The following is a 19,493-nucleotide window of genomic DNA, read 5'->3' on the forward strand; positions in this document are numbered from 1 at the left end:
CTCGGTCCTGCAACCTATGTCATTGATTTCGCTCGTCGCTGTATCGGGCCCATCCTGGGCCAGTTAGCTGGATGAATTCGACCAAAGGTAGCTCACACATGGCAACTGAATCGAAATGCCCGTTCAATCACGCCGCTGGCGGTGGCACGAAGAACCGCGACTGGTGGCCGAACCAACTGAACCTGAACATCCTGCACCAGCACTCATCGCTGTCCGACCCGCTGGCCCCGGGATTCAACTACGCACAGGCGTTCAAAAGCCTCGACTTTGCAGCCCTCAAGCAAGACCTCAACGCCCTGATGACTGACTCCCAGGACTGGTGGCCGGCGGACTTCGGCCACTACGGGCCGCTGTTTGTGCGCATGGCCTGGCACGCCGCAGGCACCTACCGCACCGGTGATGGGCGGGGCGGGGCCGGCTCCGGGCAGCAGCGGTTTGCCCCGCTCAACAGCTGGCCGGACAACGTCAGCCTCGACAAGGCCCGGCGCCTGTTGTGGCCGATCAAGCAGAAGTATGGGCAGAACATCTCCTGGGCCGACCTGATCGTGCTCACCGGCAACGTTGCGCTGGAGTCCATGGGCTTCAAGACATTCGGTTTTTCCGGCGGGCGAGCGGACGTCTGGGAGCCGGATGAAGATGTCTACTGGGGCTCGGAAAACCAGTGGCTGGGCGGTGACACGCGCTACGGCAAGGGGCAGGAGCCAATGCAGGCACCCGGCGACGGCACCCTGGTGGCCGAGCCCGACCTGCATGGCGAGGAAGAGAGCCGCACCGACCAGGGGCGCAACCTGGAGAACCCACTGGCCGCCGTGCAAATGGGCCTGATCTACGTCAATCCGGAAGGCCCTGAGGGCAACCCGGATCCGCTGGCATCGGCCAAGGACATCCGCGAAACCTTCGCGCGCATGGCCATGAATGATGAAGAAACCGTGGCCCTGATCGCCGGTGGCCACGCCTTCGGCAAGACCCACGGTGCAGGGCCGGCCGAGCATGTCGGCGCCGAACCGGAAGCCGCCGGCCTTGAGTTGCAGGGCCTGGGCTGGAAAAGCACCTTCGGCACCGGCAAGGGGGCCGACACCATCACCAGCGGCCTGGAAGTGACCTGGACCACCACGCCGACCCGCTGGAGCAACAACTACCTGGAAAACCTGTTTGCCTTCGACTGGGAGCCAAGCAAAAGCCCGGCGGGCGCCAACCAGTGGACGGCGAAAAACGGAGCCGGTGCCGGGACCATACCCGATGCCCATGACCCCTCGAAACGGCGCAACCCGACCATGCTCACCTCGGACCTGGCCCTGCGTTTTGATCCGATCTACGAAAAAATAGCCCGCCGGTTCCTCGACAATCCCGAGCAATTGGCCGATGCCTTCGCGCGCGCCTGGTTCAAGCTGATCCATCGCGACATGGGCCCGCTCTCGCGTTACCTCGGCCCGGAACTGCCCAACGAAGAGCTGCTGTGGCAAGACCCGATCCCTGCGCTTGATCACGCCCTGGTCGACGACGCCGATGTCGCCGCGCTCAAGGGCAAACTGCTGGCTTCGGGCCTGAGCGTGGCGCAACTGGTGTCCACCGCCTGGGCCGCGGCTTCGACCTTCCGTGGCTCGGACAAACGCGGCGGCGCCAACGGCGGGCGCCTGCGCCTGGCGCCACAGGTGTTCTGGCAGGCCAACCAACCCGAGCAACTGACCCAGGTGCTGGGCAAACTCGAAGCGCTGCAGCGCGAGTTCAACAACGCCCAGACCACGGGCAAGAAAATCTCCCTGGCGGACCTGATCGTCCTGGGCGGCAGCGCCGGCATCGAGCAGGCGGCGAAAAACGCCGGGCACAGCCTGACGGTGCCGTTCACGGCGGGACGCATGGATGCCAGCCAGGAGCAGACCGATGTCGAGTCGTTCGCCTTCCTCGAACCGATCGCCGACGGCTTTCGCAACTACCTCAAGACCCGATACCGGGTGTCGGCCGAGGCGTTACTGATCGACAAGGCGCAATTGCTGAGCCTCACGGCCCCGCAAATGACGGCCCTGGTGGGCGGCCTGCGCGTACTCGACACCAACGTCGGCCACACCGCCCACGGCGTCTTTACCCAGCGGCCGCAAACCTTGAGCAACGACTTTTTTGTCAACCTGCTGGACATGGGCGTGAAGTGGAAACCCACTTCGGACAGCAACGAGACCTTCGAAGCTCGCGACCGCAAAAGCGGGGCCGTGAAATGGACCGCCACCCGCGTCGACCTGGTCTTCGGCTCCAACGCGCAACTGCGTGCGCTGGCTGAGGTGTATGCCAGCAGCGACGGCCAGCAGGCGTTCCTCAAGGACTTCGTGGCGGCCTGGACCAAGGTGATGAACCTGGACCGTTTCGAGTTAATTCGCGGCGTCTAGAGGAGATGTTGTCATAATGCTGGCATTACCGGCAAAAAGTGCCTCGGCTCGCCCTCCGGCTCCGACATCAGCGGAGGGCATCCAGCGACCATACACCTTGGCGATCATGGTCCAGTCTCTGTGGCCGAGCTGCTTGGCGACCCACATTGGACTCTCGCCCGCAGAAAGCATCATCGAGGCATAGGTGGTGGCGACTCTGATAGGGTCGCCGCCACCTAACACCTGACTTCTTCATGGCTGGCATCCAGATTACCCGGTAGATGTATCCGGCATGCTTCCAGGGCTCTCCGGTGATTGTATTGAGAAACACCCTGCCGCCAGCGAGGAAGGTCAACTCCTTCTGCTTGATCAACGGTTCTCGCGCCGGAGCCAGCAACTTCACGGTGCGCCTCCCAGCTAACGTCTTGGTCGACTCAGGCCCTTTTGCAGCCTGCGTCTTGGCCCTGACGATCCTTATCGCCTATGTAAACGTGATCAGCAGATGGGGGATATTGTCTGGCTGGTACGGGCAAACCCGATCGGGCTTATGCCATAGATCAGCGCGATGCTGCATACGGTCAGGAACGAGATGATCAGGAAATACTTTTCAGCGCAGCGTTCATGGAAGTCCTTTGCGTAGTCTTTATTGAGGATTGCTTTGATGCAGGTGGGTTGGCGGACGTGCATCACCCTGTGGCAGGAGAAGCACGCCTCCCTGATCGATTACTGCTTTGTGCCAGGCAGTAGCTCAAAGGTTGGGGTGAATGGAGTCATGGCTGCCATCAACAGTTCGAAAGGTTTTCGATTGCCTTCGAAGGTGGCTTTGCCGGCCGCGACAAGTTGATCGAAACCTGTTTTTCTGGCCATTACGCCCTCAAGCGCAGAGCGGTCGAGGGTAATGGTGAGGTCGGCGTTTTTGGCTTGCTGCCCTTTGATACTGGTCAGTGTCGAATTGCTCAACTCCACCACGAATTGCTCGCCGTTGTCGGGCGTCTTCAGGTTAAACACGAAGTGTTGATCAGCGACTTTGCTGCCATCTAGGGCAATGCCGAGGTATTCCAGCCATAACTCTGTACTCATGGCGCGGATCATGTCAGGCCCGCTGGTTTTGGGCGGCAATCCCTTGGGCACTCCATGGCGTAATTCGTACGCCGCAGCAAGGAAGCTGTTGCGCACCCCGGCACTCTCCTTTTGATAGCCGACCTGTTCATAGACGTCTGCCAACAAGTCCTTGGCCTTGCTGTTTTGCGGTTCGGCATAGACCAGTTTATTGAGGATTTCATAGGCTTCACGGTACTTACCCTGATCGAACAAGGATTTACCCTTGGCCATAATCTTGTCGGCTCCCCCCATCATTTCCACGTACAGCGGTGCCGAGTCCTTGGGTGACAACGGCATCAGCGTCGCCGGATTGGCATCCCAGTAACCCAGGTAGCGGTTGATCACGGCGCGGCTGTTGTGCTCCTCGGAGCCGTGATAGCTATGGGTCGCCCAGTTGTTTTTGAGGCTGTCGGGCAGTTTGTAGACGTTGTGGATTTCGTTGATAGTGACGCCCTGGTTGGCCGCGTGCAGCACGGCGTTGTTCAGGTTGGCGTAGGCGTCGCGTTGCCCGCGCATGACGTCCTGAATACGCTCATTGCCCCAGCGTGGCCAGTTGTGTGCGGCGAACATGACTTCGGCCTGCTGGCCGTAGCGATACAGGGCGTTGTTGATGTTCTTCGACCAGACCAGTGGGTCTCGGACCAGAGCACCGCGCAGGGTGTAGATATTGTGAATGGTGCCCGTGATGTTTTCGGCCGCCCAGAAGGCCTTGAACTGTGGAAACCAGGTATTCATTTCCGCGGGCGCTTCGGTGCCGGGCGTGCTCTGAAACTCCATTTCGACACCGTCGATGGTCATGGTCTCGAAATCTTTCGCAATGTAGCGGTTGGGTTCAATCAGCCCCATGTTGCCATTGGAGACATTTTTACCAATCGCCATGTCGACATGACCATAAGCGCTGTGCGGCAACAGCACGCCATATTGCAAGAACGCCCGACGGTTCATGGCGTTGCCGGCATAGACGTTTTCAGCCACGGCGTGCTCCATGAAACCTTCCGGGGCAATCACCGGTACCTTACCACTGCGCACATCAGCCTCATCGACCACCCCTCGAATGCCACCAAAATGGTCAGCATGGGAGTGCGAAATCACCACCGCGACGACGGGCCGCGTGCCTAGTTTTTCATTGATGAAATCCAGTGCAGCCTTGGCGGTTTCCTTCGAGAGGAGGGTGTCGAACACAATCCAGCCCGTATCGCCTTTGATGAAGGTGATGTTCGCTAGGTCAAACCCGCGCACTTGATAAATTTTCCCCGGAACTACCTCATACAGACCGAAGGCCATGTTGAGTACCGCCTGGCGTTGCAGGGACGGATTGATACTGTCGTAGTCCTTGCCGTCCAACAGAAAGTTGTAGCTGCCCATGTTCCAGGCAACGTTCCCGCTCTCGGCCATGATCTTGTTGTAGGCCGGTGCGGCGATAAAGCCTTTCCTGGCTTCTTCAAAGTCACGCTTGTCCGCAAACGGAAGTGTCTTGCGCACTCCATTCTGGGCTTCGATCGTGTAAGACGAAGGTGCTTTACCGTTGCTGTCGAAGTGCCCGTTCTTGATGGAAGCGGGATCGGTAACTGCGCCATTTTCATCAGCGGCAAAAATCGCAGGGCTGAAGCTGCTGCCAAGCGTAATCGCTAGGGCGAGATGGAAGGTCTTGTTGTACATGAGTAGGTTCCTGCGCCAAGAGGGGGTGTCAAAGAGCGTCGGCAGCGCAACCTTTCAGGCGTTTGCCGCTTGACCCTTCCGGCAAAGGAATAGCATATTCATTCGATTGCGAAAAATTCAGTTTTAACGATTTTAGATAACATAAAGGTTATGACATGACCCCACGCCGTCTACGCCAGTTTCTGGCGCTGATTGAACATGCGCACTTTGGTCGGGCAGCTAAAACGTTGGGCATTTCTCAACCGGCGCTGAGCAAAAGCATCCAATTGCTGGAGAGCGAACTCGGGGTCACGCTGTTCGACCGACGCCCAGAGGGCGTCGTGCTGACGGCGTTTGGTCGGTTACTGCATGAAAAAAGCCATCGTATGCTGATGGTTGAGGAGGATTTGCGCCGCGACATCGCCTTGTTGGCGGGCGGGGATATCGGCGCACTGAAAGTGGCTTTGGGTCCCTACCCAAGCGTCACCAGCGGTTATGCCAGCATCGCGCGACTGCATGCCCGGCATCCGCAGATCAGGATCACTGCCCATGTCGCCGGCTGGCGTGAGGTTGCTCATCAGGTAGCCAGCGGCACAGTGGACCTGGGGATCGCCGAAATCAGCACCTTACAAGGCCAGGAAGAGTTCACCTGTGAGTTGCTCGGCGAGCATGAGGGCCGCCTGTTTTGTCGTCCAGGCCATCCGTTGCTTTCGCAAAAACGATCACCAACGTTGGCGCAAACACTCGATTACCCGTGGGTGGCCTCGCGCATACCGCTGCGACTGGCGACCCATTTGCTACCGGCAACATTGGGCTGTGCCGGCGCTTATGATGCGCTGACGGGGGACTTTGTACCGGCCATCGAAATAGATGTGCCCATGCAAATCGTTCAATTCGTCGAGAGCAGTAATGCCCTTGCCTTGGGGAATTTATCGACGTTTGAGCCGCAAATCAGGGCAGGAGAAATCGTGCCGTTACCCACCCATGACCTCGCACTGCGTACCCATTATGGCTTCATCTACCTTAAAGAGCGCTCACTGCCACCGGCGGTAGAGGCTTACATGAGGGAGGTGAGAGCAGTGGAAGAAGAAATCTGTCAGCGTGAGCGCGTTTTGGCCCAGATGAGCAATGAGTGATCGCCGCCTGGTTTTCCAGAAGCGGGCAATCCTGACTGCCTTTCGCCAATGAAGCCATTTTTGCCGCTTCATGAGAGGCAGCTTTGGGTTTGCGGCCCTTCCGGAGAGGCAGAAATCGGCCAGGAGCAGACGTTTGATTTCGTCTCTCGACAATGTTTGCTCACGAGGTCAGCCAAAAATAGATCCGACACTTGAACTATTCGGATCGTGACAACAGACGCAAAGCTTGTTTCCTTCAGGGTCTCGAAAGTACGCCCCATAAAAATTCGGATGGTATTCGGGGCGTAGTCCCGGAGCGCCTTCGCATGTTCCATCCAATACCAACGCCAAAGCATGCGCGTTGTGTACGATCTGCCGATTAGGTGCCAGCAGCGCAATCATTTGCCCATTTCCTGGCGTCGCAAATTCACCGTCGAACGGTTTGCCCACCACGAAAAGAGGGCGCGCCGTGTCGGGGTGTTTCCAGCCAGCCCATGGGCGTTCAAGGTCTGTGAACTTGAGATCAAGTCCGAGTATCTGCATGACCCCTTGATAAAACACAAATGCTCGATTGAAGTCATTCACTCCGATGAATACATGTGAAATCATTTTTTGTCCTTAAAAGAGCGAGCTTCTCGCACCATACCAAGAATCTCCAGGCTGCATTCAACACATGGCCTTAAACGTACTCCGTCGACCTTGGAAGCTGTTTTTACACAAACCTGGGCCGATTCCACCTGTCGTGTAGGGCTCACTATCGACCCAAGCTGTGTGCGGTGAAAGGACAGGCAGTATTTTGGCCTATTTTCTGAAACGAGCCTGACACCCTCTCTCTAAAAATAAGTCACGGTCCATAAGTAATACGTGTGCCGACTACATCGGAGGACGTTGCAATCTGACCCACTCCTGTACGGTTGGTCGTTGCCATTGACGCTGCGCGTACTCCACCAGCACGGGTGGTACGCAGTCACCATTGAGTATCAGCCGGTTGAGCATCAAGGCCAGATCCACATCGGCGATCGACCATTGGCCGAACAGGTACTCGGGATTGTCGCCAAGCAGCGTTTGCGCGGCACCGAACAGCTTGCGCGCTGCCGACTCGGCAGCTGGCGACAAGGGCTTTGATTTGAGGCCATAAAACACAACTAATGTGGAACGCTCCTGCCGAATGGGCAGCAGGTCACTGCGCACCCATGCTTGGACTTGTCGTGCCTTTGCATGCAGCAAACGGTCTTGTGGGTACACCGGTGCCTGGGGGAAAACATCTTCCAGGTACTCAGTGATCGCCGACGACTCAGACAAGGCGAAGTCCCCGTGCACAAGTGTGGGTACCCGTTGGGTCTGCGAGAGGCTGGCATAGACCTCCGACTGGTTTTCAGACGCTTCGAGGTCTAGCGGGCTCATTTCAAATTCGATGCCCTTTTCGCGGAGTACCACGAAAGCCGACATGGCATAGGGGCTGGAAAATTGAGAGTCAACATACAAGCGCAGGCGGGAATTACTCACAGGGTCATCTCCTTATGCAGAAGGAGACACGCTACGAGATCCAAAGAGAAAAATAAAATTTATGATTTTCATGGGCGTATTCCTGGCCGGAATACCGGTTGAAGACAGCCCTTCTTTTGACTGACTTCAGATTGAAGATATGTACCTGTGATTTCTCTTCTGGAATCGGCGGGTCGCTGTTGGCCGTTTTCAGCCGGTCACGACAGGTAGAAATCGGCCAATAGTGATCATTCAAATTGCCCATGCAACACAAAGCACGATACCTCTTGATCGCATCGGTGTAGCGTTTTAGTACAGCTCAAAGAAGCTGACTCGCGACGTCAAGCTCACCATTTGCCGATGACCTACATCGGCCCCCGTCTCCAATCGTGTAAAAGCCGGTTGGTTGATTTAAATCAGATCCGTCTGTAGCGGCAGCGTGAAAACTCAGCCGACGTTAAAACAGGTTGCCCACTGCGGCGACATGGTTTGGTAGAGCAGCGACCTAAATGAGCCGGCAACCCGGCAATGTCGAAAAACAACATCGATTCAACGGTATTCCGCGCATTCGGCACTACAACAACCTGCGAAAAATGAGCGTGCTCGGTGCAATTGTTCCTCAGGAGTAATAGCCATGAAACGAACGGTAATGCTGCTCGCCGCCTCAAGTATTTTTCTGTCGTCAATCACAGCCTTTGCACAGTCCAATCAACCCAACATCCTCGTTATCTGGGGGGATGACATTGGCATCGAGAACATCAGCTATAACAATCGAGGCATGATGGGCTACCAGACGCCTAACATCGACCGTATCGCCAAGGAAGGCCTGGGCTTCACCGACTACTACGCCCAGCAAAGCTGTACCGCCGGACGTGCGGCCTTCATCGGAGGTTCCGTCCCCATCCGCAACGGCATGACCAAAGTTGGCCTGCCCGGTGCGAAGGAAGGCTGGCAGAAGACCGATGTGACCATGGCCACGATCCTGAAGAGTCAGGGCTACGCCACTGGCCAGTTCGGCAAGAACCATGAAGGCGACCTGGATGAGCATTTGCCGACCATGCATGGCTTCGATGAGTTCTTCGGCAATCTCTACCACTTGAACGCTCAAGAGGAACCAGAGAACCTGGACTATCCGAAAGATCCTGCGTTCCTGAAGAAATACGGTCCGCGCGGTGTGCTTCATACTTTTGCGGACGGTAAGGGTGGCCAGACTATCGAGGATACTGGCCCGCTCACCAAGAAACGCATGGAAACCATCGATGAAGAAACCGTCGAGGCCGCCAAGGATTTCATTACGCGTCAGGCTAAAGCCGGTAAACCGTTCTTCGTGTGGTGGAATGGCACACGCATGCACTTTCGCACTCATGTGAAGGCCGAACATCGCGGCATTTCCGGGCAGGATGAATACAGCGACGGCATGGTCGAGCATGACATGCAAGTCGGCGAACTACTCAAGGTCATCGACGATCTCGGCCTCGCCGACAACACCATTGTCCAGTATTCAACGGATAACGGTCCGCACTACAACAGCTGGCCTGATGCAGGTACCACGCCCTTTCGCAGTGAAAAGAACACCAACTGGGAAGGCGCCTACCGGGTACCGATGTTTGTGCGCTGGCCAGGTCATTTCCCCGCGGGGGTTACGCTTAACGGCATCGTGGCGCACGAGGATTGGCTACCGACGTTCGCCGCCATCGCTGGCGCGCCGGATATCAAGGAAAAGCTGCTCAAGGGCGTAGCGCTTAACGGTCGTACCTACAGGAACTATATCGATGGCTACAACCAGTTCGATTACTTCACTGGCAAGACAAAAGAGTCTGCGCGCAACGAGTTCATCTATGTGAATGACATCGGTGAGATCGTCGCTGCTCGCTTTCAGGACTGGAAGGTGGTTTTCATGGAAAACCGCGCAGAAACCATGGACCTCTGGCGCGAACCTTTCGTCGAACTGCGTGCGCCACTGATCTTCAATCTGCGCCGCGATCCGTTTGAGAAAGCCCAGCACAACTCCAACACCTACAACGATTGGTGGATCGATCACGTTTACGCCATCGTGCCGATCACCGAAATGGTCGGCAAGTTCCTGATGACGATGAAGGACTACCCACCGAGCCAGACGCCAGGCTCGTTCAACTTATCGAAGATGCAAAGGCAGGTCGAAGAGATGTCGCAAGGAGAGCATTAATGATGTCCGCCATATGAAGCGCTGAGCCTGCTAACTGAGCCGCATCCGTTCCACTGGGTGCGGTCTCTATTTTGAGTGCCGCACTGATGAAAGCCATACGAGTACAAACGATTCTGGCCGCCATATTGGCTTGTGCGCTGACGTTGACCGCGTTCGGCGCTCAGTCCGCGGATCCACTTCCCTCCTGGAATGATGGTAAAGCCAAACAGTCCATCGTGACTTTCGTCGAGAAGGTCACCCAGCCGGGTTCGCCAGACTTTGTGCCGGTGCCGGAACGCATCGCCACCTTCGACAACGACGGTACGCTCTGGAGCGAGCAGCCACTGCCTGTTCAGTTGTACTTCGCGCTCGACCGCGTAAAGGTACTTGGCGCTCAGCACCCCGAGTGGAAAACCAAGGAGCCGTTCGCGTCGCTGCTCAAGGGGGATGTGAAAACCGCCCTGGCGGGGGGCGACCACGCGCTGCTTGAAATAGTGATGGCCACCCACACGGGCATGACCACGATTGAGTTCGAGAAGATCGTCAAGGACTGGATCGCGACGGCGAAAAATCCGGAGACCGGCAAGCGCTTTACCGACATGACCTATCAACCCATGCTCGAACTTCTCGCCTATTTGCGCGAGAACGGTTTCAAGAACTTCATCGTGTCAGGTGGTGGCATTGAGTTCATGCGGCCGTGGACCGAGCAGGTGTACGACATCCCGCCAGAACAGATCATTGGCAGCAGCGTCAAGACGAAATTTGAACTGCGTGACGGCAAGCCGGTGCTCGAACGCCTGTCAGAACTCAATTTCAATGATGACAAGAGCGATAAACCGGTCGGCATCAATCAGCATATTGGCCGCCGTCCTATTGCCGCCTTTGGTAACTCCCGCGGCGACAAAGAAATGCTGGAATATACGCAAGGCGGCAGCGGTGCGCGTTTCGAGTTGCTTGTGCTACACGACGATGCGACGCGTGAATTCGCCTATGGTCCGGCTCGTGGATTGCCGGACGTCAAACTGGGTGCTTTCCCAGTGGCACTGGATGAGCAGGCGAAGTCGAGCGGTTGGACTGTGGTCAGCATGAAGAACGATTGGAAAACAGTTTTCCCGGCCGCGCAGTCCAGGGTCACCGCCATCGATATCCTCCTGGAACCAGACAGCACAATGCTCAAATATGCCGACGCCAATAACGCCCGCCTGCTCGCGGTGTTCCCGAAAGGTTTCGCTCTGGATGCCGAGCACCGTCCACATATAACGCTGATTCAGCGATTCGTCCGCACGGAGGATCTCGACAAGGTCTATGCCGCTGCGGAAAAAGTTCTCGTCAGTGCCAACGTCAAAGCAATGAAGCTGGAGGCGTTCAAATACTACTACGCGCCCGCTGGAGCGCTCGGGGTCGCCGGCATTTGCGCGAAGCCAACGGCGGAAATCATCAAGCTGCAAGCGGACATGATTGCCGCCGTGGAGCCGTTCACCGTAGAAGCCGGCCCGATTGAAGCGTTCACTGCTGCGCACGACGATCCCGGCAGTGACGCGGCGCTCATCCAGTACGTATCAACATTTGTCCCGAAAATGTCTGGCGAGAATTTCAATCCTCATGTGAGCACGGGAGTTGCTCCCCGTGACTATCTCGACAAAATGAATGCCGAGCCATTCCAGTCATTTGTCTTCTCACCAGCCGGTGCGGCCGTGTACCAGTTGGGGCCTTTCGGAACCGCTGCAAAAAAACTCAAGGCATGGGATCTGAAACCTTAAGACGGTCAAAATTACTCATAGTTACTGTCTGAGAGTCCGCTATGGGTCGGGATGTCCTTCAAGATGATGATCCTGGATCGATTCGAGTTGCTTTGCAGCCAGATTGGATTCGCCAGCAGAAAGCATCATTGAGGCATAGGTGTGGCAGCGCTGATAGGGCCGTTGCCATCTAGCGCCCGCGCATCAACTCAACAGCCGACCATTTCCAGTCGCAGACCGGCCCTTGAAGGTCGCGGCGCGATTCTGAGTTTGGCTTAGTCATGGCGAATGCGCTTTTTCCCTTGCTGGCATTGATGGATCAATTCCCGGTCAGCGGCAACACACTACTTCAGCCCCCCTTTTCCAAAGACATCGCGCAACTGCCCGTCGCAAGAATCCTTGGCATTGAAGTATTGATGAAAAAGCGGCGCCATAAAAATAGCATCGCGCGTCATATTTTAGTCGTCATTAATATGGCAAGAAAAACGGCGCGTTAGTTCAGTTTGGTTAGCGTAAATATACTGCCGTCATAAAGCTGACAACTAACTTTGCCATTACTATTAAATGGCTGGGGTGTCGTTGTTTTGGCGTCATTAAATTAAAGTCATTCTTTGTGATTTATTTTTAGTTTCTCTATTGCTTTGCTTTGTCCAAGTGCTCACCATATGTCCCGGCCTACAGCTGCTCAGCGGGATCTCGCAGCTTCAGTAGCGCCGCACTCACGTTGTCTATCGTCTGTTTTGTGCTTGCCAGTACCGTTGTCTTATATGGCGGTAATTGGCGCCCGCGTGGGTTTTCACAAGAGATATTGAAGTTAATCAAGTTGATGTATATAGGGCGGCGCAAGTTGCGCAGTCCTACTGTTTGCAGGTCGTGGATTCAAGTTGCCTGTAAATGGATACGGGAATGTTATAGGGACATTCCATGACCTTAAGTTGCAAGGAGCGTTCGTAGCATGCGAATCAGCATATTTGGTCTGGGTTATGTCGGCGCGGTATGTGCCGGATGCTTGTCGACAAGAGGGCATCAGATTATCGGGGTCGATGTTCAGGCTCTGAAGATCGATATGATCAATAGTGGAAAATCGCCCATTGTCGAGCCGGGTCTGGGCGAGTTGCTGCAGCAAGGGGTCGCCAGCGGAAGGCTGCGCGGCACCCTGGATGTTCGCGAGGCCGTCCTCGAAACCGATATTTCCTTCCTCGCACCACCGACGCCGAGCAAGCGCAACGGCGACCTCGATGTGTCCTACATCGAAGAGGTGTGCCGGCAGATTGGCCAGGTTCTACCGCTCAAGACCACCCGTCACACGGTCGTGGTACGCAGCACGGTGCTGCCGGGCACTCTGCGCAATGTGGTGATTCCAACCCTGGAACAGTACTCCGGGCTCAAGGCCGGCGCCGACTTCGGCGTGGCGGTGAACCCCGAGTTCCTGCGCGAGAGCACCGCGATCAAGGACTACGACTTTCCGGCGATGACGGTGATCGGCGAGCTGGACAGCACCTCTGGCGACCTGCTGGAAGAGATCTACCGCGAGCTGGATGCGCCGATCATTCGCAAGACCATCGAAGTCGCGGAGATGATCAAGTACACCTGCAACGTCTGGCACGCGGCCAAGGTCACCTTCGCCAACGAGATCGGCAACATCGCCAAGGCGGTCGGCGTCGACGGTCGTGAGGTGATGGAGGTGATCTGCCAGGATCGCAAGCTCAACCTGTCCAGTTACTACATGCGCCCGGGCTTCGCCTTCGGCGGCTCCTGCCTGCCCAAAGATGTGCGCGCGCTGAGCTATCGCGCCGGCCAGTTGGACGTCGAGTCGCCGCTGATCGAGTCGCTGATGCGCAGCAACGCCGCGCAGGTGCGCAAAGCTTTCGACATCATCGCCAGTTACGACAAGCGCAAGGTCGCGCTGCTGGGTCTGTCCTTCAAGGCCGGTACCGACGACCTGCGTGAAAGCCCGCTGGTGGAGCTGGCCGAGATGCTCATCGGCAAGGGCTTCGACCTCAGCATCTACGACAGCAACGTCGAGTACGCCCGTGTTCACGGCGCCAACCGCGACTACATCGAGTCGAAGATTCCCCATGTATCGTCGTTGCTGCGCTCCAACTTCGACGAAGTGGTCGCCAATGCCGACGTGATCGTCCTGGGCAACGGCGATGAAGCCTTCGCGTTCCTTGCAGAGCGGGCTCCCGCCGACAAGCAGGTCTTCGACCTGGTGGGGTTTATGCGCAAGTCCAGCGGTAGCGGGTTAGAGGGTATCTGCTGGTAGAGCCGTTGCAGTGATGCCCGTGGGGCGCCCTGGCAACAGGCGCGGCGCTCCTGTTGCCATATTGTCGATCAGTCATACAGGTCCGAAACATGGATGTTTTTCAGAGTCGCCTGCGCAGCGCCGCAGGGTGGTTACTGCTGGTAACCACGCTCATGGGGATGGCGTTGCTGCTGCCACGCAGCACCTTCGACCCGGAGTCCGTTGATTTCATTCTTCTGCTGGGTGTTATTGGCATCTGGCGTTATTCCATGGGCGCCGTGCATTTTGTGCGGGGGATGATCTTCCTCTATCTGGTGTTCCCCTGGTATCGGCGCAAAGTGCGGCAGCTGGGTGAGCAAGCGGCCCCGTCCCACGTGTTCCTGCTGGTCACCAGCTTTCGCATCGAGGCGCTAACCACCGCTCAGGTCTATCAATCGGTGATCCGCGAGGCCATCGCCTGCGGCTACCCGACCACCGTGGTGTGTTCCATCGTCGAGCGTTCGGACGAGCTGTTGATCGAGAGCCTGTGGCGGCAGATGAACCCACCGGAGCGGGTCAGTCTGGACTTCGTGCGCATCGCCGGAACCGGCAAGCGCGACGGCCTGGCCCACGGTTTCCGCGCCATTTCCCGGCACCTGCCCGACGACGATGCGGTGGTGGCGGTGATCGATGGCGATACCGTACTGGAGCAGGGCGTAGTCAAGAAAACCGTGCCTTGGTTCAAGCTTTTCCCCAATGTCGGTGGCCTGACCACCAACGAGTTCTGCGAAGTGCGCGGCAGCTACATCATGAGCGAGTGGCACAAGCTGCGCTTCGCCCAACGCCACCTCAACATGTGCTCCATGGCGCTGTCCAAGCGTGTGCTGACCATGACCGGGCGCATGTCGGTATTTCGCACCAGCGTGGTGACCAATCCCGGCTTCATCGCCGACGTCGAGAGCGACCATCTGGAGCACTGGCGCCTCGGACGCTTCCGCTTCCTCACGGGCGACGACAAGTCCAGTTGGTACAGCCTGATGCGCCTGGGCTACGACACATTCTATGTGCCGGACGCGTCCATCAACACCGTTGAGCACCCGCCGGAAAAGAGCTTCATCAAGGCCAGCCGCAAGCTGATGTTCCGCTGGTACGGCAACAACCTGCGGCAGAACTCCCGGGCCCTGGGCCTTGGTCCGAATCGTTTGGGCTGGTTCACCTGCCTGGTGCTGGCCGACCAGCGCGTATCCATGTGGACCAGCCTGCTGGGGCCCACCGTGGCGATCATTGCCAGCCTCAAGTACGGCTTCGCCTTCCTGATGGTGTACCTGCTGTGGATCGGCCTCACTCGCCTGGCGCTGACGCTGCTGTTGCTGGCTTCGGGGCACAAGGTGGGGCCGGCCTACCCGCTGATCCTCTATTACAACCAGATCATGGGCGCGCTGGTGAAGGTGTACGTCTTTTTCCGCCTCGATCGGCAGTCCTGGACCCGCCAGAACACCAAGCTCAATCGGGACCTGGCCAGCTTTTCGCGCTGGTTCAACACCTGGTCTTCACGCGCTATGACCTTCTCCGCGGGCAGCGTCTTTCTTGCCTTGCTGATGTTCGTGGTGTGATCGGCGAAAAGGACCGAAATACCTTGAAGCCAGGTTCAACTTACTAATTTGAAAGGAAAAAATTATGAGTGCAGTGATCAGCCCGGTGGGCAACGCCAATATGGTGCATGAGTCCGAGGCGCAGCGTCAGCATGCGCGCCTGAAGCTGCCGGCGAAGGTCCGGTTCCAGGGCCAGCAGGGGGGCGTCCAGGAAGTCGAATTGATCGACCTGTCTGCGGGCGGCTTCAGCTTCGAGCAGGGCAGTCAGTCGGTGGTCGAGGGCAAGCTCTATCGCGGCAAGCTGATGTTCAAAGTGGAAGGCATCGGCTTCGCCATGGATGTCGAATTCCAGGTGCGCTCCATCATCGGCGGCAAGCGCGTTGGCTGTGAATTTCACAACCTGCGTCCACGCGAGATGTCGGCGCTGCGCTACATCATCAGCTCCTTGATCGGCGGCGAGCTGGTGAATGTCGGTGGCCTGATCAGCATTCTCCAGCGCGAGAACTTCACCAAGGCCCGTGGCGGCAAGGGCAATGAAAAGCTCAGCCTGCTCGGCCGCCTGCGCGCCATGGGTTTAACCCTGGTGATCCTGCTCGCCGGCCTGGCTGCCTTCGCCTACGTGCTGTACCAGTTCTACGACATCTACTTCGTCACCCACGCTGACTCGGCCCAGGTCAGCGTGCCTGGCACGCAGGTCGCGATGCCGCGTGAAGGCACTGTGCAAAGCCTGGTCACCGTTGGTAGCACGGTCAGCAAGGGCGCGCCGGTGGCCACCTTCACGGCGAACATGCTGGATGCCCTGAAGGGCGCCCTGCCGGAATCGGAGATGACCCCGGACAACCTGGAGCGCCTGTTCAACAAACGCTTCCAGGGCACCCTGACCAGTCCCTGTGACTGCAAAGTGGTCAGCCAACTGGTGGGTGATGGCCAGGTAGCGCCCAAGGGCACCCCGGTGTTCATGCTGGCGCCGGTGGACAGCGTCGCCACGGTCGAAGCACGCTTCCCGTACCGCGCGTTCAACAAGCTGCAACCAGGCACCCCGGTGAGCTTCCTGGTGGGCGGCGAGACCGTCGAACGCGGCGGCCGGATCGCCAGCATCGCCCTGCAGGATGGCGGCCTGGCTTCGGACATCCGTGTGCACATCCAGCCAAACGATCCGCTTGCCAGCGATCTGGCCAAGCGTCCGGTGGACGTGCGCATTCGCCCGTTGAATGGCGTTTTCGCCAGTAACAGCCTGGTGTTCGAAAAATGAAGAGCACCGGACTAGCATGCGGGCTGCTGAGCTCGCTCAGCCTCGGCCTGCTGGCCGGTTGCGTGGCGTTGCCCGACCTGCAGTTGGCCAAGACGGCCAAGGGCAGTGGTGACCTCGCGACCGCGGAACAGAATTACCGCGTCCTCGCCAGCCAGGGGTACGTCGAGGCCCAGATCGGCCTCGCCGACCTGCTGATACGCAGTCCTTCGATCGAGCAGCGGGGGCAGGGCGAGACGCTGTACCGCCAGGCCCTCGATCGCTCCCCGGTGGCGCCAGCACGGCTGGGTAAATGGCTGGCGAGCAAGCCGCAGGCGAGCCCTGCCGAGCGCCTGGAGGCCGAGAAGCTGCTGCGCCAGAGCCTGGCGGCCGGCGACTACAGCACACTGTTGCCGCTGGTGCAGCTACAGCTGCAGGATCCGCAAAAGCTTGCCGACGGCGAGCTGGAACGCGAGCTGGAGCAATGGCAGGCGCAAGGCATCGGCGAAGCCCGGCTCGGCAAGGTGCTCCTGTACCGTGTGCGCGGCAACTACTTACAGAAGCTGGACGAGATCAAAGCCATCTGTGAGGGCTGGCTGGAGCAGGCCAGTGAATGCTATGTCGAGCTGGCCGAGGTCTACCAGCGACGTGGCGACAAAGACAGCCAGCAGCAGTTGCTGGCGCGGCTGGAGTCGGCCTACCAGGCCGGCCTGGTGTCGCCTGATCGTGTGATGGGCGTTGCCAAGGTCGTGGCCGACAGCAGCCTGGGCGAAGCGGATCCAAAGGCTGCCCAGGAGCTCTATACGCGTATTGCGCCGGCCTACCCGGATGCGTGGTGTGGTTTGGCGGAGCTGGTCCTGAGCTTCCCCGACCAGGGGGATGCGGGCGTACTCACCGGATACCTGAACAAAGGCATCGAGGCGGGTTCCAGCCGCGCCGCGCTGATGCTCGGGCAGCTGTACCTCAAGGGCCAAGTCGTACCGGCCGATCCGCGGGCGGCGGAGCAGTACCTGCTACAGGCCGCGCCCGGCCACCTCAAGGCACACCTGCTGCTGGGCCGTCTGTACCGGGATGGCGCGCTGGGCGACATCGAGCCGGAAAAGGCGCTGGAGCATCTGTTGATTGCCGCCCGTGCGGGCGACCCGAGCGCCAACATCGCGCTGGCCCAGCTGTTTGGCGAGGGCAAGGGCGTGCGGATCAATGCCGTCTACAGCTACACCTTCGCCACGCTCGCGTCGCGCCAGGGCCTGGCCCAGGGGCAGGTTTTGATGGAGCGCCTGGCGCCGAGGCTGCAGGCGCAGGACTACCAACAGGTGGAGAGCCTGCTGGCTCGTGAAATCGAGGCGCGCGGTGGCCAGCAGGTCACCGCCAGGAATCAAGCTGATCAAGCGCAGGAAGTGCTATGACTTCGAAATACCGTCCAGTCACCACGCTGGCCTGCATGGCCGGATTGTTGGCCAGTTCCGTCGTCCTTGGGGCGCAGCCGCAACCCGGCTTGTCTTACGGCGCCAATCTCAAACTCACCGCGCAGTCGATCGATGACCTCGATCTGGGTACCCGCGACGGCGGCGACTTCAATGGCGTCGGCCTCAGCGTGCGGCCCTGGATCTTCAACCGTCAGGGCGACTGGAGCACCTTCGCGCTCGGCGAGGCGTTCCTCGCCACCGACACCATCGAGTCGGACACCAGCGAATCCGACACCTTCGACCCCAACGACGCCCGCGAGCGAGAGGACCAGTTCCTCGCCATGCACGAGTTCTGGGTCGACTATGGCGGTCTGAGCGCTTATCCGGGAGAGTCCTTGCGACTCGGTCGGCAGAAGATCCGCAGTGCCGACGGCCTGTGGTGGGACAGCAATATCGAAGCCCTGCGCTGGAACTTCGAGACAACCCTTCTCAGTGCCCACGTCGGCATTGCCGAACGTTTCAGTGACTACCGCACTGACCTGGATGAACTGGCGCCCGAGGACGAGGATCGCCTGCACCTGCTGGCCGACCTGTCCTGGCAGTGGCAGCCGGGTCACTGGGCCGGGCTGAAGCTCCATCACAGCGATGATCGCGGCAACCTGCCCGGCAAGGGGGCTTCTGTGGATCAGTTGAGCAAGACCGCTACCGGCGAACTCAGCTGGTTAGGGGCTGAACTCAATGGGGATTTCTACAACGAGCGCAGCAACCTACCGCTCAGCTACTGGGTCGCCGCCACTTGGCTGACCGGTAACGTCGACACCTTGCGCACCAGCACCGTAGCCGGCCGGCGCCAGGCCGACGGCCAGCTCAGCCAGGATGTCGATGCCTGGGCGGTCGACCTTGGCCTGCGCTGGAACATCGACCAGAACTGGCGCGTCGGTACCACCTACATGCGTGCCAGCGGCGGCTCCGACGGCGACGACTCCGAGCAGTTCACACAGACCGGGCTGGAGAGCAACCGCTCCAAATTCACCGGCACCGGGAGTGCCATCAACCGCTTCGGCGAAGCCTATCGCGGTGAGATGAACAACCTGCAGGCGGCCAGCGTGTTCAGCGGCTGGCAGTTGGGCGAGGACTACGACGCCAGCCTGGTCTACCACCGCTTCTGGCGGGTGGATGACCAGGCCGACAGCAGCAGCGGCCTGAAGGCCCAGTTGGTGCCTGGCGAGAAGGATATCGGGCAAGAAGTCGACCTGGTGGTGACGCGCTACCTGAACCGCGGGCAGATACCGGCCGGGATGGAGTGGCTGAAGGCATCCTCCGCGCTGGTCCGCTTTCGGGGCGGGCTGTTCCTTCCGGGCGATGCCTTCGGCAAAGGCACGGATTCGAGTATGCACCGCGCATTCGTTGATTTTGTCTGGCGCTACTGAATGCCGCCTGCCGA

The 19,493-nt window shown here is 58.7% G+C and carries 13 protein-coding genes and 1 pseudogene; 10 read left to right on the forward strand and 4 right to left on the reverse strand.

Features of this window, described 5'->3' with window-relative positions:
• The first annotated feature begins 98 nt into the window (after window positions 1–98).
• Complete coding sequence (katG, locus tag Q1W70_RS21815) at window positions 99–2,378, forward strand: catalase/peroxidase HPI (RefSeq protein ID WP_302097928.1); 2,280 nt, start codon at window positions 99–101, stop codon at window positions 2,376–2,378.
• On the opposite strand, the pseudogene Q1W70_RS27415 reads toward katG, so the two are convergent.
• Both Q1W70_RS27415 and Q1W70_RS21825 read right to left on the reverse strand, forming a co-directional pair.
• Window positions 2,361–2,835: pseudogene (locus tag Q1W70_RS27415) on the reverse strand (site-specific integrase); the annotation flags it as partial. The gene katG and the pseudogene Q1W70_RS27415 sit on opposite strands and share 18 nt — an antisense overlap.
• A 245-nt stretch (window positions 2,836–3,080) precedes the next feature.
• Entirely contained in the window at window positions 3,081–5,117 is a 2,037-nt protein-coding gene (locus Q1W70_RS21825) for an alkyl/aryl-sulfatase (RefSeq protein WP_302097929.1), read from the reverse strand.
• Window positions 5,118–5,272: 155 nt separating this feature from the next.
• On the opposite strand from Q1W70_RS21825, the gene Q1W70_RS21830 reads away from it, so the two are divergent.
• Entirely contained in the window at window positions 5,273–6,232 is a 960-nt protein-coding gene (locus tag Q1W70_RS21830; RefSeq protein WP_166591079.1) for a LysR family transcriptional regulator, read from the forward strand.
• A 168-nt stretch (window positions 6,233–6,400) separates the two neighbouring features.
• On the opposite strand, the gene Q1W70_RS21835 is transcribed toward Q1W70_RS21830, so the two are convergent.
• Together Q1W70_RS21835 and yfcF are read right to left on the reverse strand one after the other, a co-directional pair.
• On the reverse strand, window positions 6,401–6,820 hold the full coding sequence (locus tag Q1W70_RS21835; RefSeq protein WP_166591080.1) for a VOC family protein: 420 nt from the start codon (window positions 6,818–6,820) through the stop codon (window positions 6,401–6,403).
• Window positions 6,821–7,084: 264 nt separating this feature from the next.
• Complete coding sequence (gene yfcF, locus Q1W70_RS21840) at window positions 7,085–7,717, reverse strand: glutathione transferase (protein WP_166591081.1); 633 nt, start codon at window positions 7,715–7,717, stop codon at window positions 7,085–7,087.
• A gap of 613 nt (window positions 7,718–8,330) precedes the next feature.
• Here yfcF and Q1W70_RS21845 point away from each other — a divergent pair.
• The 8 genes from Q1W70_RS21845 to Q1W70_RS21885 all read left to right on the forward strand — a co-directional run bounded on the left by Q1W70_RS21845 (window position 8,331) and on the right by Q1W70_RS21885 (window position 19,479).
• Window positions 8,331–9,881: an arylsulfatase gene (locus Q1W70_RS21845; RefSeq protein WP_265537849.1), complete on the forward strand. Its 1,551-nt coding sequence runs from the start codon at window positions 8,331–8,333 to the stop codon at window positions 9,879–9,881.
• 71 nt (window positions 9,882–9,952) lie between these two features.
• Entirely contained in the window at window positions 9,953–11,620 is a 1,668-nt protein-coding gene (locus Q1W70_RS21850) for an HAD family hydrolase (protein WP_302097931.1), read from the forward strand.
• Window positions 11,621–11,880: 260 nt separating this feature from the next.
• Entirely contained in the window at window positions 11,881–12,096 is a 216-nt protein-coding gene (locus tag Q1W70_RS21860; RefSeq protein ID WP_302097932.1) for a hypothetical protein, read from the forward strand.
• Window positions 12,097–12,554: 458 nt separating this feature from the next.
• Window positions 12,555–13,865 carry a nucleotide sugar dehydrogenase gene (locus Q1W70_RS21865; RefSeq protein ID WP_166591084.1) on the forward strand — a complete coding sequence of 437 codons (1,311 nt, stop codon included), beginning with the start codon at window positions 12,555–12,557 and terminating at the stop codon, window positions 13,863–13,865.
• Window positions 13,866–13,954: 89 nt separating this feature from the next.
• Entirely contained in the window at window positions 13,955–15,436 is a 1,482-nt protein-coding gene (gene alg8 / locus Q1W70_RS21870; protein WP_166591085.1) for a mannuronan synthase, read from the forward strand.
• A 64-nt stretch (window positions 15,437–15,500) separates the two neighbouring features.
• Window positions 15,501–16,667: an alginate biosynthesis protein Alg44 gene (locus tag Q1W70_RS21875; RefSeq protein ID WP_206684445.1), complete on the forward strand. Its 1,167-nt coding sequence runs from the start codon at window positions 15,501–15,503 to the stop codon at window positions 16,665–16,667.
• Window positions 16,664–18,049, forward strand: coding sequence for an SEL1-like repeat protein (locus tag Q1W70_RS21880; protein ID WP_166591086.1), 1,386 nt, complete (start codon window positions 16,664–16,666; stop codon window positions 18,047–18,049). The genes Q1W70_RS21875 and Q1W70_RS21880 overlap by 4 nt, the downstream gene beginning before the upstream one ends.
• Window positions 18,046–19,479: an alginate export family protein gene (locus Q1W70_RS21885; RefSeq protein WP_166591087.1), complete on the forward strand. Its 1,434-nt coding sequence runs from the start codon at window positions 18,046–18,048 to the stop codon at window positions 19,477–19,479. The genes Q1W70_RS21880 and Q1W70_RS21885 overlap by 4 nt, the downstream gene beginning before the upstream one ends.
• The last annotated feature ends 14 nt before the right edge of the window (window positions 19,480–19,493 follow it).

This window comes from Pseudomonas kielensis (genome assembly GCF_030505375.1).
Classification (GTDB): domain Bacteria; phylum Pseudomonadota; class Gammaproteobacteria; order Pseudomonadales; family Pseudomonadaceae; genus Aquipseudomonas; species Aquipseudomonas kielensis.